Genomic DNA, 17,707 nt, shown 5'->3' with positions numbered 1-17,707 from the left:
TATGGTAATAGGCTGTTGGTCAGGGCCGCGAACTACAGTTTCTCCGGCATGGGCACGGTACTGCCCTCCAGGCGGGCGGCGGCCCGGTGCAGGGCCATCATGCCGGGGGCGCCGTCTGCCGCGGCGGTACCCTTTAAAAAGGCTGCGGCCATGGTGATGTCCTCGGGGACCAGGGCGAACAGCCGGACCCCGGCGGCGTCAATGACACCGTCCAGGTCGCTGTACACGCCGGTCTGGTCAAAAAAGGCGCCGTTGAAGCGGTTGATGAGCAGCCGCTTGTCCGCCACGCCCAGCCCGTCCAGCAACTGCCGGACGTTCCCTGTGCTGCGCACGCAGACCGGGTCCGGGCTGCACACCAGCAGGGCACGGTCTGCCGCGCAGGCCGCGGAACGGAACCCGATACCCACCCCTGCCGGGGAATCCAGCAGCACATGGTCGTAATAGCGTTTGAGCAAGGGCACCAGCCGGCGCATCACCCCCGGACGGATCAGGTCATCCCCGGAGGCGGGGGCGGGCAACAGGAACAGGCCCTCGCTGACCGGGTAGATGGCCTCGGCAGGGGAACAGCGGCCAAAGACCACATCGGAGGTGTCGAACACCAGGTTCTCCTCTACGCCGGTCATCCGGTCCAGGCTGCGCAGGCCCGCGTCGCAGTCTACCAGCAGCACCCGGCGGCCCCGCTGGGCAAGGGCCCGGCCAAGCCCTACCGCGGCCGTGGACTTGCCCACGCCGCCCTTGCCGGAGGTGATTACAGTTGCAATTCCCATAGGAGAACACCGCCTTGTCCTATATCTTATCACACTGGAAAGCTTTTGTCAAAAACAAATAGTCTTTTTTTGGAATTATATTAGCCCTGCACAAAAAAGCAGGGCCTTTTTTGGTATATATTCAAACTTGCCGGTTGGCGGAAGCGGCCAGGCGCTTGCCGGTTTCTACCGCGGCCTGTAGGCAGACCTCCTCCAGCCCGGCGCCCTTGCCGCTGAGGATGCCCTTGTCCCAGCCGTCCCCGTCCAGGGTGTCGGTGGCCCAGAAGAACTGGGCGAAGGGCACGCCCCGGAACTGGGCCACGGCGGCCAGGCTGGCGCACTCCATCTCTACGGAGATACAGCCCTGGGCTTTGCGGCGGGCCAGCTTGGCCTGGGTTTCCCGGTAGAAGGCGTCGGTGGTCCAGGTTTTGCCCTCTGCAAAGGGGAAACCCAGCCCGGTGAGGGCCTGGCGGCAGGCGTCTACGCACAGGGGGTCCAGGGCCACTTCGTCGGCCGGGGGCAGGTAGTGGTAGGAGAGGCCCTCGTCCCGGACAGCGGCGGTGGGCAGCAGCAGCTTGCCGTGGGCGATTTGGCTATCCAGCACCCCGGCGGCACCGCAGAACACGAAATAGCGGCCCCCTTTGGGGATCAGCTCCTCGATAAAGCCAGCGGCACCGGGGCCGCCCACCATGGGCAGGAAGAGGGTGAGGCCGGCGCCGTAGGCGGTGAGCCGGTACAGGGGGATATCGCCGGTACAGCAGTGGCACTGGCTGACCTGGACGCCGCCGAACCGGGCGACCAGGTGCTCGACAGTGCGGTGGGAGAAAATGCCCACGCACAGGGGCGGGAGGCCCTCTACGGGCTTGATATGGTCCTCCGGGTTTATGATAGCCCGGCGCTGGGGGTCAAATTCATTGGTGATCATGGTAGCTGCTCCTTTTTTGGATTTTGAGCGGTCAGCCGTCCCCGTTGTCCGGGTCGGGTGGCGGGGAGGGGGAGGGTTCCGGGGAGGCGGAGGGGGCGTGGGTGGCCTGGCCGTAATAGTAGGGGATGCTGCCCGGCGTGGGGGTGGGCGCGTCCCCGGCCGGGGCCTCTTCCTCGCCGGGGGCGGGGGTGGCCGGGGTATTGCCGCCGGTATAGGGGGTGTTGGGGATGCTGCTGCCCCGCCCGGGCCAGGGGGTGGGGGTAGGGGAGGGGGTAGGCTCTTCGCCCGCCGTGCCTTCCCCGCCCACCCCGGCAGGGGACTGGGTGGGGGCAGGGCTGGCGGTACCGGCTTTGGCAGCGGCCTCTTCCTCCAACTCCTCTTTGGTTTTGAGGACATTGCCCTCGTCGTCCACCATATCGCCGTCCTGGTCGTAGCGGTTGCCGTCCTCATCCCAGGTGTAGAAACCGAAGTAGCAGTCCAGGATATCCTTGGCCACGTTCATGGCATAGTTGCCGCTGCTGCCGTGCTCCAGCACCACGGCCACGGCGATCTCCGGGGCCTGGGCCGGGGCGTAGGCGATGAAGGTGATATTTTCCTCGGTGCCGCCTTCCTCCCAGGTGAGGCCGGAGGTTTGGGCGGTGCCGGTTTTGCAGGCCACGGGGACCGGGTAGTTGCCAAACACGCTGCTGGCCAGGCCGTCGGTGGCGGTCATGACCATGGCGTTGTTGACCACGGCCAGCACGTCGGAGCGGATGACCGCGTCTTTGAGCACTTCGGGCTCGTACCGGCGGATGAGCTCGTCGCCGGTATAGTCGGTTACCTGCTGCAAAAAGTGGGTGCGCAGCCGCACGCCCCCATTGGCAATGGTGGCGCAATAGGTGGCCAACTGTAGGGGGGTGAACATATTGTCCGCCTGGCCGATGGCCGTTTGGGCGGTGTTGCCGTCGGTCCAGTCGGCACCCAGGTCGGTGTGGCGCTCCCGGTACTCTTGGGGGCTGGTCATGATGCCTTCGGACTCGTAGAGCTCCACGCCGGTCAATTCCCCCAGGCCGAAGTACTCGGCGTAGGCGTCCAGCCGGCGGATGCCTAGCTGCAAGCCCAGCTCGCAGAAATAGGCATTGCAGGAGTACATGAGGGCCTCGTAGACGTTGGCCCAGGGATGTATGCCGGTGCAGCGCAGGTGCAGGTCCTCGAAGTCGAACATCCCCTCACAGGGGTACAGGCCGGTGCGGTCGTCGACGACACCCTCTTGCAGGCCGGCGATGGCCACCATGGGCTTGAAGATAGAGCCCGGCGCGTACATACCCTGTAGGGCCCGGTTGTAGGCGGGCTGCATCTCGCTGTCGTTGATGATCTCCGTGCGGTAGCTGCTGTCGGTATAATAGCGGTTCAGGTCGTAGCCGGGGTAAGAGGAACTGCACAGCACCCCGAAGTCGGACACATCTATGGCGACGGCGGCCCCGAACTTGCAGTTATGGGCCCGCCGGTCGCCTTTGGCGCCGGAGTTTTTGTTGGCCTTTATGTTCTTCTCCAAGGAGAGGTTGGCCACCCGTTGCAGGTCGGAATCCAGGGTGAGCTGGACGCTGTGGCCCTGCTCCGGCTGGATGGTGGTGGCCGTGGAGGTTACGCTGCCGTTTTCGTCGGTGAACACGGCCTCCAGCCCCCGCTTGCCCCGGAGCTCTTCCTCGAAGGCGGCCTCGGCCCCGCTGGTGCCGATAACATCAATGGCCTTGTAGCCGGAGATATTGGTTTCGCTGTCATAGGCGTTGCCGCTTTCCTCGGCCGCTTCCAATTGTTTGTCGGAGATGCGCCAGGTGTAGCCCACCACGTGGGGGGCCAGGGAGCCGTCCTCGCCATAATACCGGCTGACGTTTACCCGTGTTTCCACGCCGGGCCACTGGGAGGCGTACTCGCCGAATACCCCCACGGTTTCGGAGGAAACGCCGGTGGCGAACACATAGGGGTCATTGATGGAAAAACCGTCCTTGGTCATGGAGTAGCGCACGGACATGACCGTGCGGGTGTCCTCTTTGGAGTAGCCCTGGTAGCGGTATTTTTTGGCCAGCTCCTGCATACACTCGTCGGCGGTGGCGTAGTCGGCCAGGTTGAGGAAGTCCCGGCCCTTGAGGATTTCGATCTCGTCCTCCTGGCCCTCGATAAAGCGGTAATTGCCCTGCTCGTCCAGTTCGATGGGCAGGATATCCCGCCATGCCTCGCCCCGCTCTACCAACAGGTCGATGACCTCCAGGATGGTAGCGTTGCGCCGGCTGTCATCCATATACAGGGCGTTGTAGATGACCTCGTACACGATTTTGTTGCCGGCCAGCACGTTCCCGTCCCGGTCCCAGATCTCCCCGCGGGCAGCGGAGATCTCCACCGCGTCGGTGCGGTGGCTCATGGCCTCCTGCTCAAAGGTTTCCCCGTGCAGGATCTGCCAGTTGAACAGTTGCAGCTCAAATATGGTAAAAAAGATGACGACCACCAGGACACAGGCAGTGGTGCGGCCAATTTTTATGGAAGGCAGTTTCATGTAGAGTACCTCTATAGGTCAGTTGGGCCCCTCCCGGCTAAAACCCCTGGCTCTCTTGGGACTGGAGGATATCGGACAGGCCCCGGTTGAGAAAGTAGAGCAGCGGGGTGAACAGGAGGGTGTACAGGTATTTGGGCAGGTAGTGGTAGCGCAGGGCGTACAGGGGCATGGCGTAGCGGAAATAGTAAAAAAACAGCCACTGCCCGGCCATAAGCAGGCCCAGGGCGCCGGCGCCGGCCAGCAGGGCCGTAACCACGTTGACCTGCATATAGCTGCGCACCAGCAGGCTGATGAAAAAGCATAGCAGGGCCATGAGCAGGCCGTGGAACCCCAGCACCCCGGAATAGCCGAAGTCGCAAAAAAGCCCGGCCGCCACGCCAAAGGCCATGGCCGGGGTTTCTTCCTCGAACATGGCAATGGCCAGGCCGGCGGGCAGCACCAGCACCGGGCGCGCGCCGAATATGTCCGGCAGCAGGCCGGGGGTTTCTTGCAGCATGAAGAGGACCAGCAGCTCCAGGGTGTAGGCCAGGTACCGGGTCAGGCGGGTCAGGTCCCTCATTCCGCGTCCTCCTCCCCGCCGTCGGGGATCGTCGCCGGGTCGATGATGCCGTCATCCTCCCCCTTGCCGGGGAAGTCGATGATCACCTGCACCTCTTTGACGGTGGACAGGTCCTGGAAGGGGCGGATCACCGCGTAACGGGACACGTCCATCTCCGACTTCTCAATGCTCTCTACCTGGCCGATCTTCAGCCGGGCGGGATAGACCCCGCCGGCCCCGGAGGTGGTGATAATGTCCCCGGCCTCCAGCTTGGTGTCCGGGGAGAGGTAGTCCATGCGCAAGAGGCCGGAGTTGGCCATCATGATGTCGCAGGTGACAACGCCGCTCTCCTGCTTATCAATGGAAACGGCGGCTACCTCCACCTTCTCGGAGAGCAGGCAGGACACCTTGCTGGTGGTGGCATAGGCCTGGGTGACAATGCCCACCAGCCCCTGGGAGGTGATGACGGGGTCGCCGGTGCTGACACCGGACAGGGTGCCGATACCGATGGAGAACCCGAAGAACATATCGTTGGGGTCCCGGCCGATGACCGCGGCGGAGCGCATCTCCACCTGGGGCTCGGCCTCGCTGATACGCAGTTGCTCTTTTAAGCGGCTGTTCTCCTGCTTGACCTCGTCGTAGTCCACCAGGCGGTCCTGAAGCTGGCTGTTTTCCTGCTGGAGGGAGGCCACCAGGGACTTTAACTCGTCTTTGGTAAAGCCGTCCAGGTCCAGGAACTCGGTGACATTGCCGGTTACGTTGGAGGCCACCCCCTGCATGGGGGTGGACACGAACCCCAGGAGGCTGGCGATAAAGGAGCCCCCTGCCGAGGCCGTATAGATGATAAGCCCCAGCAGGACCACCACCGTGACGGCCAGCACCCGAAACGAACCGCCTTTTAGTATGTCTTTCACAGGAAACCTCCTCTCTGGGGGGATGGGCGGCGCGGCTTACTTGCGCCGGCTGTTGCGGTAATAGGATTTGGGCAGCTCGATCTCCAGGCTTTTGCCGGTGCCCTCTACCACGCAGTCCAGGGGGCGCTCTGCCACATGGACGGGGATGCCGGTTTCCTGGCTGACCAGCCGGTCCAGGCCCTTGAGCAGCGCGCCGCCGCCGGTGAGCATGATGCCCCGGTCGATAATATCCGCGGCCAGCTCCGGGGGGGTTTGCTCCAGGGTTTCCTTGATGGCGTCTACCACCACCATCACGCTGTCGGCCAGGGCCTCCCGGACCTCATCGGCATGGATGGTGACGTTTTTGGGCAGGCCGTCCACCAGGTTGCGGCCTTTGATCTCTACAAAGGCGTTGATGGTTTCCTCGGTGGGGAAGGCCGAGCCGATGCGCATTTTGATCTCCTCGGCGGTGCGCTCGCCGATGAGCAGGTTGTACTTCTTTTTTACATAGGTGACGATGGCCTCGTCGAACTTGTCCCCGGCCATGCGCACGGATACGGCGGTGACGATATCCCCTAAGGAGATCACGGCCACCTCGCTGGTGCCGCCGCCGATATCCACCACCATGCTGCCCGTGGCCTCGGCCACAGGCAGGCCGGCGCCTACCGCCGCGGCCATGGGCTCTTCCATCAGGTCCACATTGTTGCTGCCGGCCTGGCGGGCGGCGTCCTCTACGGCCCGGCGCTCTACCTCCGTTACCCCGGAGGGGATGCAGATGATGATGCGCGGGCGGCTGAGGGCCCCAGATTTCAGGGCCTTTTTGATAAAGTACTTGAGCATGGCGGCGGTCACGTCAAAGTCGGCGATGACCCCGTCCTTTAAGGGGCGTACGGCCACGATGGAGCCGGGGGTGCGGCCCAGCATCTCTTTGGCCTGCTTGCCCACGGCCAGCACCTCGTCGGTGCGCACATCCACAGCCACCACCGAGGGCTCACGCATTACAATGCCTTTGCCCCGCATGAACACCAGGGTGTTGGCGGTGCCCAAGTCGATGCCGATATCTTTGGAAAACATGGAGAACATGGAGAGGAATCCCGAAAAGCCTGCCATAATATAAACTGCCTTTCTCCGGCCGGGCCGGTGGTCTTAGGGGTTGTGGTACGACCCATGCGGCGGCGCCGCACGGATACAGTATTCCCAATTATTGCCGCTTTATTTGCCGCTACAGGGCGCCTGCGGCGTGGATAGGGCGCGGAACCATACCTACCATTATACCGTACTTTTCGCCGATTCTCAACCTTTAAGTTGGCTATCCTGTGAACAATCCGTAAATTCTGGCACATATCCGCCCTGGCCGGCAGGCCCGGCACAAGATAGCAGGGGGGTCAGGCGCCCCCTTTGCCGGTGCTGCCAAAGCCCTCCTGGCCCCGGCCGGTGGGGGAAAGCTGGGCGGCCTCCACAAACGTGCCGGCGGAGAAGGGCAGGAAGACCACCTGGGCGATCCGCTCCCCCGGAGAGAGGGTGTAGGGGCTTTGGGACAGGTTGCGCAAGGGCACGCACCACTCCCCCCGGTAGTCGCTGTCAATGACGCCTACCCCCTGGGCCACCACCACCCCCTTGCTGCCCAGCCCGCTGCGGGAGAACACGAACCCGGCAAAGCCAGGCGGGATTTCGGCGGCAAAGCCCAGGGGCACGGTGAGGGCCTCGCCGGGGGCGATACGGGCCGGGGCGGGCAGGCAGGCGGCCAGGTCTGCCCCGGCGCTGCCGGGGGTTTGCCGCTGGGGTGGCTGGGCGCCGGGACGGAGTTTTACATAGTTGATCTGCATGGATTTCACCTCATAGGGGCCGACGGGGCGGCCCGGAATTTTTCAACGGTACTTTTCAACAATGGATGCGATGGGAAACACTATATAATGTAATAGGAAACGCTGGGGATATCCCCCCAGGAGGCCGGTGGGGTTTTCCCCAGGGTAAAACAGGGTTTTGGGGCAAGGAAGGAACTTTCTTGTGGAAGGTGCACACTTATAGATTGAAATTTGGCGGTTGTATGTGCATTGCGCCGTAATGGCGAATTACTTGCCAACAATTTCAACCGAGTTTTCCACATTACAACACGCCCCGGCGGAAAAGCCCGCGGGTGTACGAGCCCACGGGGCTTTCCCCCTGTTGGACGCGGCGGGAGATTTCCCCACATTCCACAGAGTTTTCCACAGTAAACCGCAGGATGCCAAAATCGGCGGCAAGGCCAGGGCCTTCATCGCCCAGCCAGAGGGGGACGCTGTTGAGCAGCTCGGCCCCGCCCCGGCCGCCGGCCCGGCACATCACCGGGAACCGCTTGCCTTTACGGTCTGACAGCCAGCCGGGGGACTGGCAGTGCCGGCAGCCCCCGGAGGCATTGGCCAGGGGGCAGTTGCGGGTGAGCATAAGCGCCTGCCGCCCGTAGACCATGACCCCCCGGCGCAGGCTGCCGCCAAGCCCGGCGATCTCCCGGCCGGTGAGCTCCCAGCTCAGTTCCGCGTCTTGCAGGCCCAGACGCGCCAACTCCTCCAGCGCGGCGGTGTTGGTGATGTTCAGGCCAAAGGAGCCGTGGGCTGTGGCCCCTACCTCCCGGCAAAGCTGTAGCGCCCCCAGATTTCCGCAGACAAAGTGGCGGAACCCCTGCTCCATGCGCTGGCGGATCAGGGCGCGCAGCTCCTCCTCCCAGCCGAACAGGCCCCGGGGCAGGTCCAGCAGCAGGGCCTGGCCGGGGGCCAGCCGGTTTTGCAGGCGGGCCAGCGCCTGGGGTGGGGTTTCTATAGGGAGGGAAACCGACTGGTACATAGGGAGGCTGGGGGGCAGTTGGGCCGCCGAGGCAAAGCAGGCCCGCAAGGGCAGGGGCTGACCCTGGCGGCTTGGCTGGTAAGGTGCTGGCTTTACAACCGGGATGGATGTAAAGGGGATAGCTTGCCGCTCTCCCCGCAGGGCCAGGAGCCCTTCCAGGGCCCGGCGGCGCAGGGCGTTGAGCCCGGCTACGGAGAGGGATACACCATCTGTAGGGATATGGACGTCCCCGGCGCAAAATGGCGTGCCGCCGGTTTTGCGTAGCTGCTGTTCCGCCCGGCCGGCGTCTGTGTGTAAAGGCTCTAAGCTTGCGTCTACCCGCAAGGAGTTGCCTTCACAGTCCTCGGCGGTGAGCAGGGCGCGGCCTTGCCCCTGGGACAGGGTGAGGCGCACCGGGACGCTTTGCCGTTCGGCCCGGTACAGGCCCCGCAGGCCGGCCAACACCTTTTCGGTGGCGGCGGCCACGTCCTCTTTGCGGCGGGTGCCGAACATCGCCCGGCCCCGCTGCCCGGACAGGTAGCCGGCGGTAAAGCCGGAGCGGGAGAACACGGCCTCCAGGCTCTGGGTGAGGGCCGGGGGTACCGGTTGGCCGCCGGCTGCCAGCCGGCAGGCGGCGGTGGCGGCGGCTACGTACTCCGGGCGTTTCATGCGGCCTTCGATCTTGACGGAGCACACCCCGGCCGCCTGGAGCCGGGGGACGCCCTGGATGTAGGAGAGGTCTTTAAGGGAGAGGTCATGGCCCGTGCCCCCGGCGGCGGCAAAGGGCAGGCGGCAGGGCTGGGCGCACTGGCCCCGGTTGCCGGAGCGGGCCCCGCCCTTCTGGCCGCCCAGCATGGCGCTGAGCAGGCATTGGCCGCTCAGGCACATACACAGGGCCCCGTGCACGAAGGTTTCCAGTTCCATGTGGGTGCTTTGGGCGATCTCCCGGATCTCCGGCAAGCTCAATTCCCTAGCCAGCACGGCGCGTACGGCCCCCAGTTCCCCGGCCAGGCGGACCCCGGCGGGGGTGTGCAGGCTCATTTGGGTGGAGGCGTGGATGGGCAGCGCCGGGGCCCGGCGGCGCAGCAGGGCCAGCAGGCCCAGATCCTGCACCAGCACGGCATCTACCGGCAGGCTGCACAGGAAATCTACAAAAGCCAGGGCAGGGGCCAGCTCGCTGTCTTTGAGCAGGGTGTTGACCGTGACGTGCACCCGCACCCCCCGCTGGTGGCAATAGCGCACGGCCTGGGCCAACTCCTCCTGAGAGAAGTTGCGGGCCTTGGCCCGGGCCCCGAAACTTTTGCCGGCCAGGTACACGGCCCCGGCCCCGGCCCGCACCGCTGCCTCCAGGGCCTCCCAGTTGCCGGCGGGGGCCAGCACCTCCAGCGGGGCGGTCACGGCGTGTTCTCCTCGCGGGCAAAGAAACTTTGCAGGCCCTCCTGCTCCATGGGCTCTTCCTCCCGGCGCAGGGGGTTTTTGCGGCTTTTGCCGGCCCGCCGGGGGGCTGCCGCCGGGGCGGCGGGCTGCTCTTGGGCGGCCTTTAGGGCCTGCGCCATGTGCTCCAGGCGGTCCCGCAGGCCCTGGTTTTCCTCCAGGCGCTGGGCCAGGCGGTTTTCGGCCAGTTTCAGCGAATCGCTGTTCTGGCGCACGGTTTCGCTAAGCTTGTCCAGATTCTCCCGCAAGCCGGCGTTTTCCGCTTCCAGGGCCTGGATCCGGGCGTCGGGCTCCTGGGCGGCCTGGCGGAGGGCCTGGTTTTCCTCTTCTACCTCCTGCAACCGGGCTACGGCCTCTTGCAGCCGGGCGTTTTCCGACTCCAGCCGGGCGGCTTTTTCCGCCAGTTGGGCGTCCTTCTGGGTGTCTACCGCTGACTTTAGCAGTTCTACCTTTTCCTCTTGCCACAATTCGGCCTCTACCTCCAACTCCTCGGCCTTGCCGGCCAGGGCGGCGGCCCGCTCGGCATTTTTGTGGCAGTCGTCACAGATGCTGAGGGCGGCGGTGAGGGCGGCGGCCTCCCGTGTGATCAGCGGGGAAGAGGCCATGATCTGGCCCATCAGCCCGCCCACCTCGTCGGCCAGCGTTTGCATATACGCCTCGCTTTCCCCGGTGATCAGCCCGCAGACAACCCCGTTGATCGTCAGCCTTACTCGTCTTTTTTCCAAATGCTACCCGTCCCTTCTTCATTAATAAAGGTAATATGCCTTTATTATACGACAAAACCCGCCGGTAGGGAAGAGGGAATTCTGTAGAAAAACAGGGGATGGCGGCCATTTTTTGGTGGGGCGGGGTGGGTTATAATGATGCAAATTAATTGTTGAAATTTTAACCGCAAAAGTGTATAATAAATATTAGTATAAGGAAGTGGCGATTCTTTTCGAAGAATGGGAGTTGCTTTTTCGGAAAAATTAGTGTATAATTCATATATTCCATCTGGTATGCGCGAAAGAGGAGTTAAAATTTTTGCTATAGTACACACAATATTATACTTTCATTATTTCTTACACCCTTTTGAATTGGAGGCATTTACATGAACTATTCTCTTACCGTCCCGCAGATCAAGGAGGCCATTAAGGACAAGCTGTCCCACACCTTTGGGGTGTCGCTGCAAAACGCCACCGACGAGGAATATTATAAGGCTGTGGCCCTGATTGTGCGGGAACTGATGGCCAAGGGCCGGGCGGAGTTTAACCAGAACGCCGAGCGCACGGAGACCAAGCGCATCTATTATTTATGTATGGAATTTTTGCTGGGGCGTTCGCTGAAAAACAACCTGTTTAACCTGGGGCTGGAGGAGAACGTGCGCCAGGCCCTTTCGGAGTACGGCATCAAGCTGGAGCACCTGTACCGCCAGGAGCCGGACGCGGGCCTGGGCAACGGGGGCCTGGGAAGGCTGGCGGCCTGCTTTTTAGACGGGCTGGCCACCCAGGGGTACCCGGCGATGGGGTACTCGCTGCGGTATGAATACGGGCTGTTCCGCCAGAAACTGGTGGAGGGCTGGCAGACCGAGCTGCCGGACTTCTGGCTGCCGGGAGGCACGGTGTGGATGCAGCAGGTGCCGGAGAACTCGGTGGAGGTGCGCTTTGACGGGCATATTGAGGAGCGCTGGAACGGCCAGTACCATGCCGTTAAGCATAAGGACTACACCACGGTGACGGCCATCCCCTTTGACCTGTATGTTTCCGGCATGGACGGCAAGGGCATCAGCCTGCTGCGGGTGTGGAAGGCGGAGAACCATCAGTTTGACATGAGCCTGTTCGGCAGCGGCAACTATATGCGGGCCATGGAGCAGCAGGCCATGGCGGACGCCATTACCAAGGTGCTGTACCCGGAGGACGACCACGCCGAGGGGAAGATACTGCGGCTGAGCCAGCAGTACTTTTTGGTGTCCGCCTCCATCCAGGACATCATCCGGCGGCACCTGTTTGTGCACAGCAACCTGGACCAGTTGCCGGAGCTGTGCGCCATCCACCTGAACGATACCCACCCGGTGCTGGCGATTCCGGAGATGATGCGGGTGATGCTGGACGAGTGCGGCTACGGCTGGGAGGCTGCCTGGGATATTGTGAAACGCACGGTGGCCTATACCAACCACACGGTGATGAGCGAGGCCCTGGAAACCTGGAAGTGTGAACTGGTGAAGATGCGCCTGCCCCGGATCTACCAGATTATGGAGGAGATCAACCGGCGGTTCTGGGAAGAGATGAAGGCCAAGGGCGTGGACCACGGCAAGATTGCCCGGATGGCGCCGGTAAGCGACGGGTACGTGAAAATGGCCAACCTGGCGGTGATCGGCTCCCACAGCGTTAACGGGGTGTCTGCCCTACACAGCGATATTTTGAAAGACGACCTGTTCCACGACTTTTACGTGGAGGAGCCCCAGAAGTTTACCAATGTGACCAACGGCATTGCCCACCGCCGGTGGCTGAACCAGTCTAACCCCAAGCTGGCCGGGCTGCTTACGGAACTGATCGGGAAGGAGTATATCTATGACGCCGACCAGCTTTCCGAGTTGCTGAAATATAAGGACGACCCCGCTGTGCTGGAGCGGCTGGAGAAGATCAAGCGGGAGAACAAGGAGCGGCTGGCCAAGCACCTACTGCGCACCCAGGACCAGGTGGTGGACCCGGATTCCATTTTTGACGTACAGGTGAAACGGCTGCACGAGTACAAGCGCCAGCACATGAACGCCCTGAATATTTTGGCCACCTACCAGTGGCTGCTGGACAACCCCAACGCCGACTTTACCCCCCATACCTGGTTCTTTGGGGCAAAGGCCGCGGCGGGCTACTACTTTGCCAAGCAGATCATCGAGTTTATTGCCACCCTGGCCCATGTCATCAACCATGACGAGCGGGTGAACAAGAAGATGAAGGTGATCTTTGTGGAGAACTACTGCGTGACCTGGGCCGAGGCGTTGATACCGGCGGCGGAGATCAGCGAGCAGATCTCCCTGGCGGGCACCGAGGCCAGCGGCACCAGCAACATGAAGTTTATGATTAACGGCGCGGTGACTTTGGGCACCCTGGACGGGGCCAATGTGGAGATACACGAGGCGGTGGGGGATGAGAACATCCTGCTGTTTGGCATGACGGCCAGCCAGGTGGAGGGCCTGAAACGCACCGGCTACCATCCCATTCAGCATTACCAGCACGACGGGCAGATCCGCCGGGCGCTGGACGCCCTAAACCAGGGCATTGGGGGCAAGCATTTTAACGATATTTATAAGACCCTTTTGCAGCGGGACCAGTATATGGCCCTGGCGGACTTCCAGTCTTACCGGGCGGCCCAGGAACGGGCCCAGCGGCTGTACGGGGACAAGGCGGCCTGGAACCGTATGTCCCTGGTGAACATTGCCGGGGCAGGGCGCTTTGCGGCGGACCGGGCTATCAGGGATTATGCGGGCAATATCTGGCATGGCAGCCCTGTGCCGCCGGAGAAGAACTTGGCGGCGAAGATCGCCCCGTAAAAACGCTAAAAATGTAGTAACGTAAAGAAGTAAAATAGGCAGCCGGCGTTCTCCCCCGCCCGGTGGGTGGGGGAGAACGCTATGCGGCCCCTTGGACGGGCCGCAACCATTTTGTGAGGAGTTGGTTGGCCCATGTTCTATTCGCGTAACCCCAAGTACCGCACCCCGGTGGGGGCGGTGGAGGCGGAGAGCACGGTGCATTTCCGCATTACCCTGCCCAGGGAGCTGGGATGCAGCGCCGCCCGGCTGATTGTGGAGCAGGAGGGGGCGCCTGCCCGGTTGCAGGATATGTTTTGGTGTGGCATGAACGGCGACAACAAGGAGTGGTGGGAGTGCGACTTTACCCCGGAAACGCCGGGGCTGTACTTCTACCTGTTTGAAGCCAGCACCTGTAGGGGGGTGCAGCGGCTCTCCAGGGGGGACCGGGGGGCGGCGATTTTCGGCGGCACCTACCGCTGGCAGCTAACCGTATACCAGAAGGGCTTGCAGACCCCTGCCTGGCTGGAGGGCGGGGTGATGTACCAGGTGTTCCCGGACCGGTTTTGCAAGGCCGGGGGGGAAAAGGAAGGGGTGCCCGCCGGGCGCAGCCTGCATAGCGACTGGTATGGCCAGCCGGATTGGCGGCCCAATGAGCAGGGGGAGATCACCAACAGCGACTTTTTTGGCGGGGATCTGCGGGGCATTGAGGAAAAACTGCCGTACCTGAAAAGCCTGGGCGTGACCTGCCTGTACCTGAACCCGGTGTTTGAGAGCCACTCGAACCATCGCTACGATACGGCGGACTATGAGAAGATCGACCCGCTTTTGGGCGGGGAGGCGGACTTCCGCTCCCTGTGCGCAGCGGCGGAGGCGGTGGGCATCCGGGTGATGATCGACGGGGTGTTCAGCCACACAGGCAGCGACAGCGTGTATTTTAACCGGGAAGGGCGCTACGGCAGCCAGGGGGCCTATAATTCGGTGGACTCCCCCTATTATAAGTGGTATAATTTCCGGGCCTGGCCCCAGGAGTATGACAGTTGGTGGGGCTTTGCCACCTTGCCCAATGTGAACGAGGTGGAGGAGAGTTACAACCGCTTTATCAACGGGGAGGACGGCATTGTGCGCCGGTGGCTGCGGGCCGGGGCCTCCGGGTGGCGGCTGGACGTGGCGGACGAACTGCCCGACCCCTTTATTGACCGGCTGGCGGCCGCGGCAAAGGCGGAAAAGCCCGACGCCCTGGTGCTGGGCGAGGTGTGGGAGGATGCGTCGAATAAATCGGCCTATGGTGTGCGGCGGCGGTACCTGCTGGGGGGCCAGTTGGACAGCGTGATGAACTACCCGTTTCGGGACGCCATACTGGGCTTTTTGCTGGGCGGGCCGGCCGGTGGCTTTGCCGAAACGGTGGAGAACATTGTGGAGAACTACCCGCCCCAGTGCCTACGCCTGTTGATGAACCATATTGGTACCCATGACACGGAGCGGGCGTTGACCGTACTGGGAGGTGAGCCGGCAGGCCACCGGGGCCGGGAATGGCAGAGCGCCCAGCGGATGACAGCGGCCCAGCGGGAAAAGGGGATCAGCCGCCTGAAATTGGCGGCTATACTGCAATTTATGCTGCCGGGGGTGCCGTGCATCTATTACGGCGACGAGGCCGGTATGGAGGGCTACCGGGACCCCTTTAACCGGGCCTGCTACCCTTGGGGCCGGGAGGACGCGGACCTGCTTGGCTGGTACCGGCAGTTGGGGGCCATGCGGGCTGCCAACCAACGGATACTGGCCAGGGGCGGGTACCGCACCCTGCGGGCTGAAGGCAATCTGCTGGCCATTGAGCGCTGGAAACTGACCGCCAGCGACGGGGAGGACCGGGTGTACCGGGACAGCCTGCTGTTGATTGTGAACCGTAGCGAACGGCCACAGAGTATCATGAGCCTGAAACTGAACCTGGCCGGCGGCCATCTGGTGATGGGGGAGCCCTTGGGCGAAGTGAATGTGCTGCGCCCCTTTGGGTGCTCGCTGATGAAATTTTGCAAGGAAATTGAAACTTCCTCTTGACAAACACCGGAAAAAGGTATATACTAATGAAGCTGAAACAAGCGCCAGTAGCTCAGCTGGATAGAGTGTTTGGCTACGAACCAAAAGGTCGGGGGTTCGAATCCCTTCTGGCGTGCCATCCTGTGGATATAAAAAAGATATTCGCTCAAAAAACCGCGCTGTGGCGCGGTTTTTTGATGCCTGAAAGCCTGGATTTCGAAAGTGCAAAAACGTGGATGGCAAAACTGCGTTTTGGCTTTCCGGCAGGATGTGAACCCTTACAACAACAGAATAGAACGAAATGAGAGGGCCAGCGGAGATGGTCTGCTGGCCCTTTTTCGCAAAAAGACGTTAGTCTTTTGCGTGCATAAGGGCGATAGCCCGTTGCATACATAGCCGGTCGCTGGAGAACCTTCTCCAAAACAAGCGACCGGCTTTTTCTATTTCATGAAAGAAGGTGCATCAAATGATTAAAGCAAAAATCACCAGTAAAGCCGGAACCTCTCTTGAATGGGAGCTGCCCACCAACATCCATGAGCTCCACCACGCCCTGGTGGAAATGGGTATCCGAAAAACACCTCGGAGCCTCTTGCTCATGGATGACAATGCCGCTGACGTGGAGCTCACAGCCGACAGCGAGATCGGCAGCCGCCTGCTGCGGGTGTTCGGCAAGAACGACACTCTGGCCGACGCCAACACCGTGGCCTTCGCCGTCAGCACTGCCAGAGAAGAAATTCTCACAGACCTGGAACAGAATATCGTCCACAATCAGTACCTCACCAAAGAAATGCTGTTCGATGATATCAAAGCCATGACCCAGGCCGCCGGGCCGGTCAAGCTGACGTTCTACTGCCCCCTGGTGGGCCAGCTTGACGATGGCGAGTGCGACGAGTATATCGAGGTTGGCAGCGGTTTTCTGACCGCGTACCAAGACCAAATCGAGCTGGGCATTGCCGATGAGCAGGCCCCCGAAATGGGCGATATGGCTCAGTATTTGGGCGATAATCCTGGAGTGGCAGATAAGCTCATGTCGGCTGTTTGGACGGTGGAGGAAATGGATGGCAGGCTCCTGGGACGGATCGACTGCCACCTCAAGGAGCCGCTCACGCCGGACGAGATGGCGGATTTGCGGGAGGAAATCCTCGGGCAGTGTTCGGATGGGCTTGGAGAAGGTTTCGAGCAGCGGCCTATTGAAACGGATGAGGGCGACTTGTACGTTTCGTACAGAGTTCGCGAAGCGAAACTCTTGAACAGACAGTGATGATTATTTTCTCTGTACGGAGGATGAGTTGGACGAGCACCTGGAACCTCATCAAGGAATGGGCGGAATCTGAAGGAGGTTTTCGAGATGAACGAATGGGATAGGCTGCACAGGATGGCTGAGTATTACAAGGCCGAGTACCCCAGTGGCACTCGCATTATGCTGCTGAGCATGGGTGAAGATATGCACCGGGTCGATGACAACACCCGCGGTACAGTTCTCACTGTGGACGATATCGGCACCCTGCACTGTAGATTTGACAATGGCCGTGCTCTGGGGCTCATCCCCAGCGAGGACTCCTTCCGCAAGCTAACGGAGGAAGAACTGGCAGAGGAGCAGGAGCCGGATATGGACGAAGATGAAGATTTCGGCATGAAAATGTGAGGTGAAAGTTAATACAGTGAAGTGGTCGGATGGCGCATGGCTATCCGATTTTTTGATATGTTCGCGGGGATATGCGGCTTTCGCTCCGGCCTGGCCACTGTAGGCGGTTTTGAGTGCGTCGGCCACTGCGAGATAGATAAGTATGCGAATCAGGCATACAACGCCATATACAATACGAAGGGAGAAGTGTTTTTTGCAGACGCCAGAACCATCGACCCGACAGCGCTGCCGGATATCGACCTTATTTGCGGCGGCTTTCCTTGTCAGAGCTTTTCAATCGCTGGAAAACGGCGAGGATTTGCGGATGACGCCAGAGGAACTCTGTTCTTTGAAATCGCCCGTCTTGCCGCCGCTAAAAGACCTGCATTTCTGCTGCTTGAAAATGTTCCCGGATTGCTTTCGCACGACAACTGCTGGACGTTTGCGACCATCCTCAGTACGCTGGATGAACTGGGGTACGATGTCGCGTGGCAAATGCTTAACAGCAAGGATTTCGGAGTCCCCCAGTCCCGCAAGAGAGTGTATATTGTCGGATATCTTAGATGGCGTCGTCAATAAACAAGGAGCCAAATAGCAATACAACGGATCTGGACAGCGGCGGCGAAGGAAGAGGCGTTTTTGGCGTAGCGCGTAGCAATACCGCGCCATCTTTTGAGAA

14 protein-coding genes, 1 tRNA gene and 1 pseudogene are annotated in these 17,707 nt (G+C 61.6%); 6 read left to right on the top strand and 10 right to left on the bottom strand.

Annotated elements, in window-relative coordinates; all coding sequences use genetic code 11:
- Window positions 1-32: 32 nt before the first annotated feature.
- The 9 genes from U8U01_RS11420 to zapA all read right to left on the bottom strand — a co-directional run bounded on the left by U8U01_RS11420 (window position 33) and on the right by zapA (window position 10,590).
- Window positions 33-767: a nucleotide-binding protein gene (locus U8U01_RS11420; RefSeq protein ID WP_322174289.1), complete on the bottom strand. Its 735-nt coding sequence runs from the start codon at window positions 765-767 to the stop codon at window positions 33-35.
- Between the two features lie 121 nt (window positions 768-888).
- On the bottom strand, window positions 889-1,671 hold the full coding sequence (locus U8U01_RS11415; protein WP_322174287.1) for a nucleoside phosphorylase: 783 nt from the start codon (window positions 1,669-1,671) through the stop codon (window positions 889-891).
- Between the two features lie 31 nt (window positions 1,672-1,702).
- Window positions 1,703-4,201 carry a penicillin-binding transpeptidase domain-containing protein gene (locus U8U01_RS11410; RefSeq protein WP_322174285.1) on the bottom strand — a complete coding sequence of 833 codons (2,499 nt, stop codon included), beginning with the start codon at window positions 4,199-4,201 and terminating at the stop codon, window positions 1,703-1,705.
- Between the two features lie 37 nt (window positions 4,202-4,238).
- Complete coding sequence (mreD, locus tag U8U01_RS11405) at window positions 4,239-4,760, bottom strand: rod shape-determining protein MreD (RefSeq protein ID WP_322174283.1); 522 nt, start codon at window positions 4,758-4,760, stop codon at window positions 4,239-4,241.
- On the bottom strand, window positions 4,757-5,653 hold the full coding sequence (gene mreC, locus U8U01_RS11400; RefSeq protein ID WP_322174281.1) for a rod shape-determining protein MreC: 897 nt from the start codon (window positions 5,651-5,653) through the stop codon (window positions 4,757-4,759). The genes mreD and mreC overlap by 4 nt, the downstream gene beginning before the upstream one ends.
- A gap of 36 nt (window positions 5,654-5,689) precedes the next feature.
- On the bottom strand, window positions 5,690-6,706 hold the full coding sequence (locus U8U01_RS11395) for a rod shape-determining protein (RefSeq protein WP_322174389.1): 1,017 nt from the start codon (window positions 6,704-6,706) through the stop codon (window positions 5,690-5,692).
- 311 nt (window positions 6,707-7,017) lie between these two features.
- Window positions 7,018-7,458: a dUTP diphosphatase gene (gene dut / locus U8U01_RS11390; protein WP_322174279.1), complete on the bottom strand. Its 441-nt coding sequence runs from the start codon at window positions 7,456-7,458 to the stop codon at window positions 7,018-7,020.
- A 280-nt stretch (window positions 7,459-7,738) separates the two neighbouring features.
- Window positions 7,739-9,829: a U32 family peptidase gene (locus U8U01_RS11385; protein ID WP_322174277.1), complete on the bottom strand. Its 2,091-nt coding sequence runs from the start codon at window positions 9,827-9,829 to the stop codon at window positions 7,739-7,741.
- On the bottom strand, window positions 9,826-10,590 hold the full coding sequence (zapA, locus tag U8U01_RS11380; RefSeq protein ID WP_322174275.1) for a cell division protein ZapA: 765 nt from the start codon (window positions 10,588-10,590) through the stop codon (window positions 9,826-9,828). The genes U8U01_RS11385 and zapA overlap by 4 nt, the downstream gene beginning before the upstream one ends.
- Window positions 10,591-10,955: 365 nt before the next feature.
- On the opposite strand from zapA, the gene U8U01_RS11375 reads away from it, so the two are divergent.
- From U8U01_RS11375 to dcm, 6 genes are all read left to right on the top strand, one after another.
- Window positions 10,956-13,394: a glycogen/starch/alpha-glucan phosphorylase gene (locus U8U01_RS11375; protein ID WP_322174274.1), complete on the top strand. Its 2,439-nt coding sequence runs from the start codon at window positions 10,956-10,958 to the stop codon at window positions 13,392-13,394.
- Window positions 13,395-13,526: 132 nt separating this feature from the next.
- Window positions 13,527-15,425: a glycoside hydrolase family 13 protein gene (locus U8U01_RS11370; protein ID WP_322174272.1), complete on the top strand. Its 1,899-nt coding sequence runs from the start codon at window positions 13,527-13,529 to the stop codon at window positions 15,423-15,425.
- Window positions 15,426-15,466: 41 nt separating this feature from the next.
- Window positions 15,467-15,543 (top strand) — tRNA-Arg (locus U8U01_RS11365).
- 327 nt (window positions 15,544-15,870) lie between these two features.
- Window positions 15,871-16,665, top strand: a complete 795-nt coding sequence (locus U8U01_RS11360; protein ID WP_322174270.1) for a hypothetical protein — start codon at window positions 15,871-15,873, stop codon at window positions 16,663-16,665.
- Between the two features lie 87 nt (window positions 16,666-16,752).
- A complete protein-coding gene (locus tag U8U01_RS11355; RefSeq protein ID WP_322174268.1) occupies window positions 16,753-17,049 on the top strand; it encodes a DUF4314 domain-containing protein in 297 nt (98 codons plus the stop codon).
- Window positions 17,050-17,085: 36 nt separating this feature from the next.
- Complete coding sequence (dcm, locus tag U8U01_RS11350; RefSeq protein WP_437124394.1) at window positions 17,086-17,607, top strand: DNA (cytosine-5-)-methyltransferase; 522 nt, start codon at window positions 17,086-17,088, stop codon at window positions 17,605-17,607.
- Here the strand turns inward: dcm and U8U01_RS11345 are convergent.
- Window positions 17,601-17,707: pseudogene (locus U8U01_RS11345) on the bottom strand (IS5/IS1182 family transposase); the annotation flags it as partial. The gene dcm and the pseudogene U8U01_RS11345 sit on opposite strands and share 7 nt — an antisense overlap.

This window comes from Acutalibacter caecimuris (assembly GCF_034335085.1).
Classification (GTDB): Bacteria; Bacillota; Clostridia; order Oscillospirales; family Acutalibacteraceae; genus Acutalibacter; species Acutalibacter caecimuris.
The sequence above is the reverse complement of the archived record's forward strand: the minus strand, read 5'-3'. Positions and strand labels throughout refer to the sequence as shown.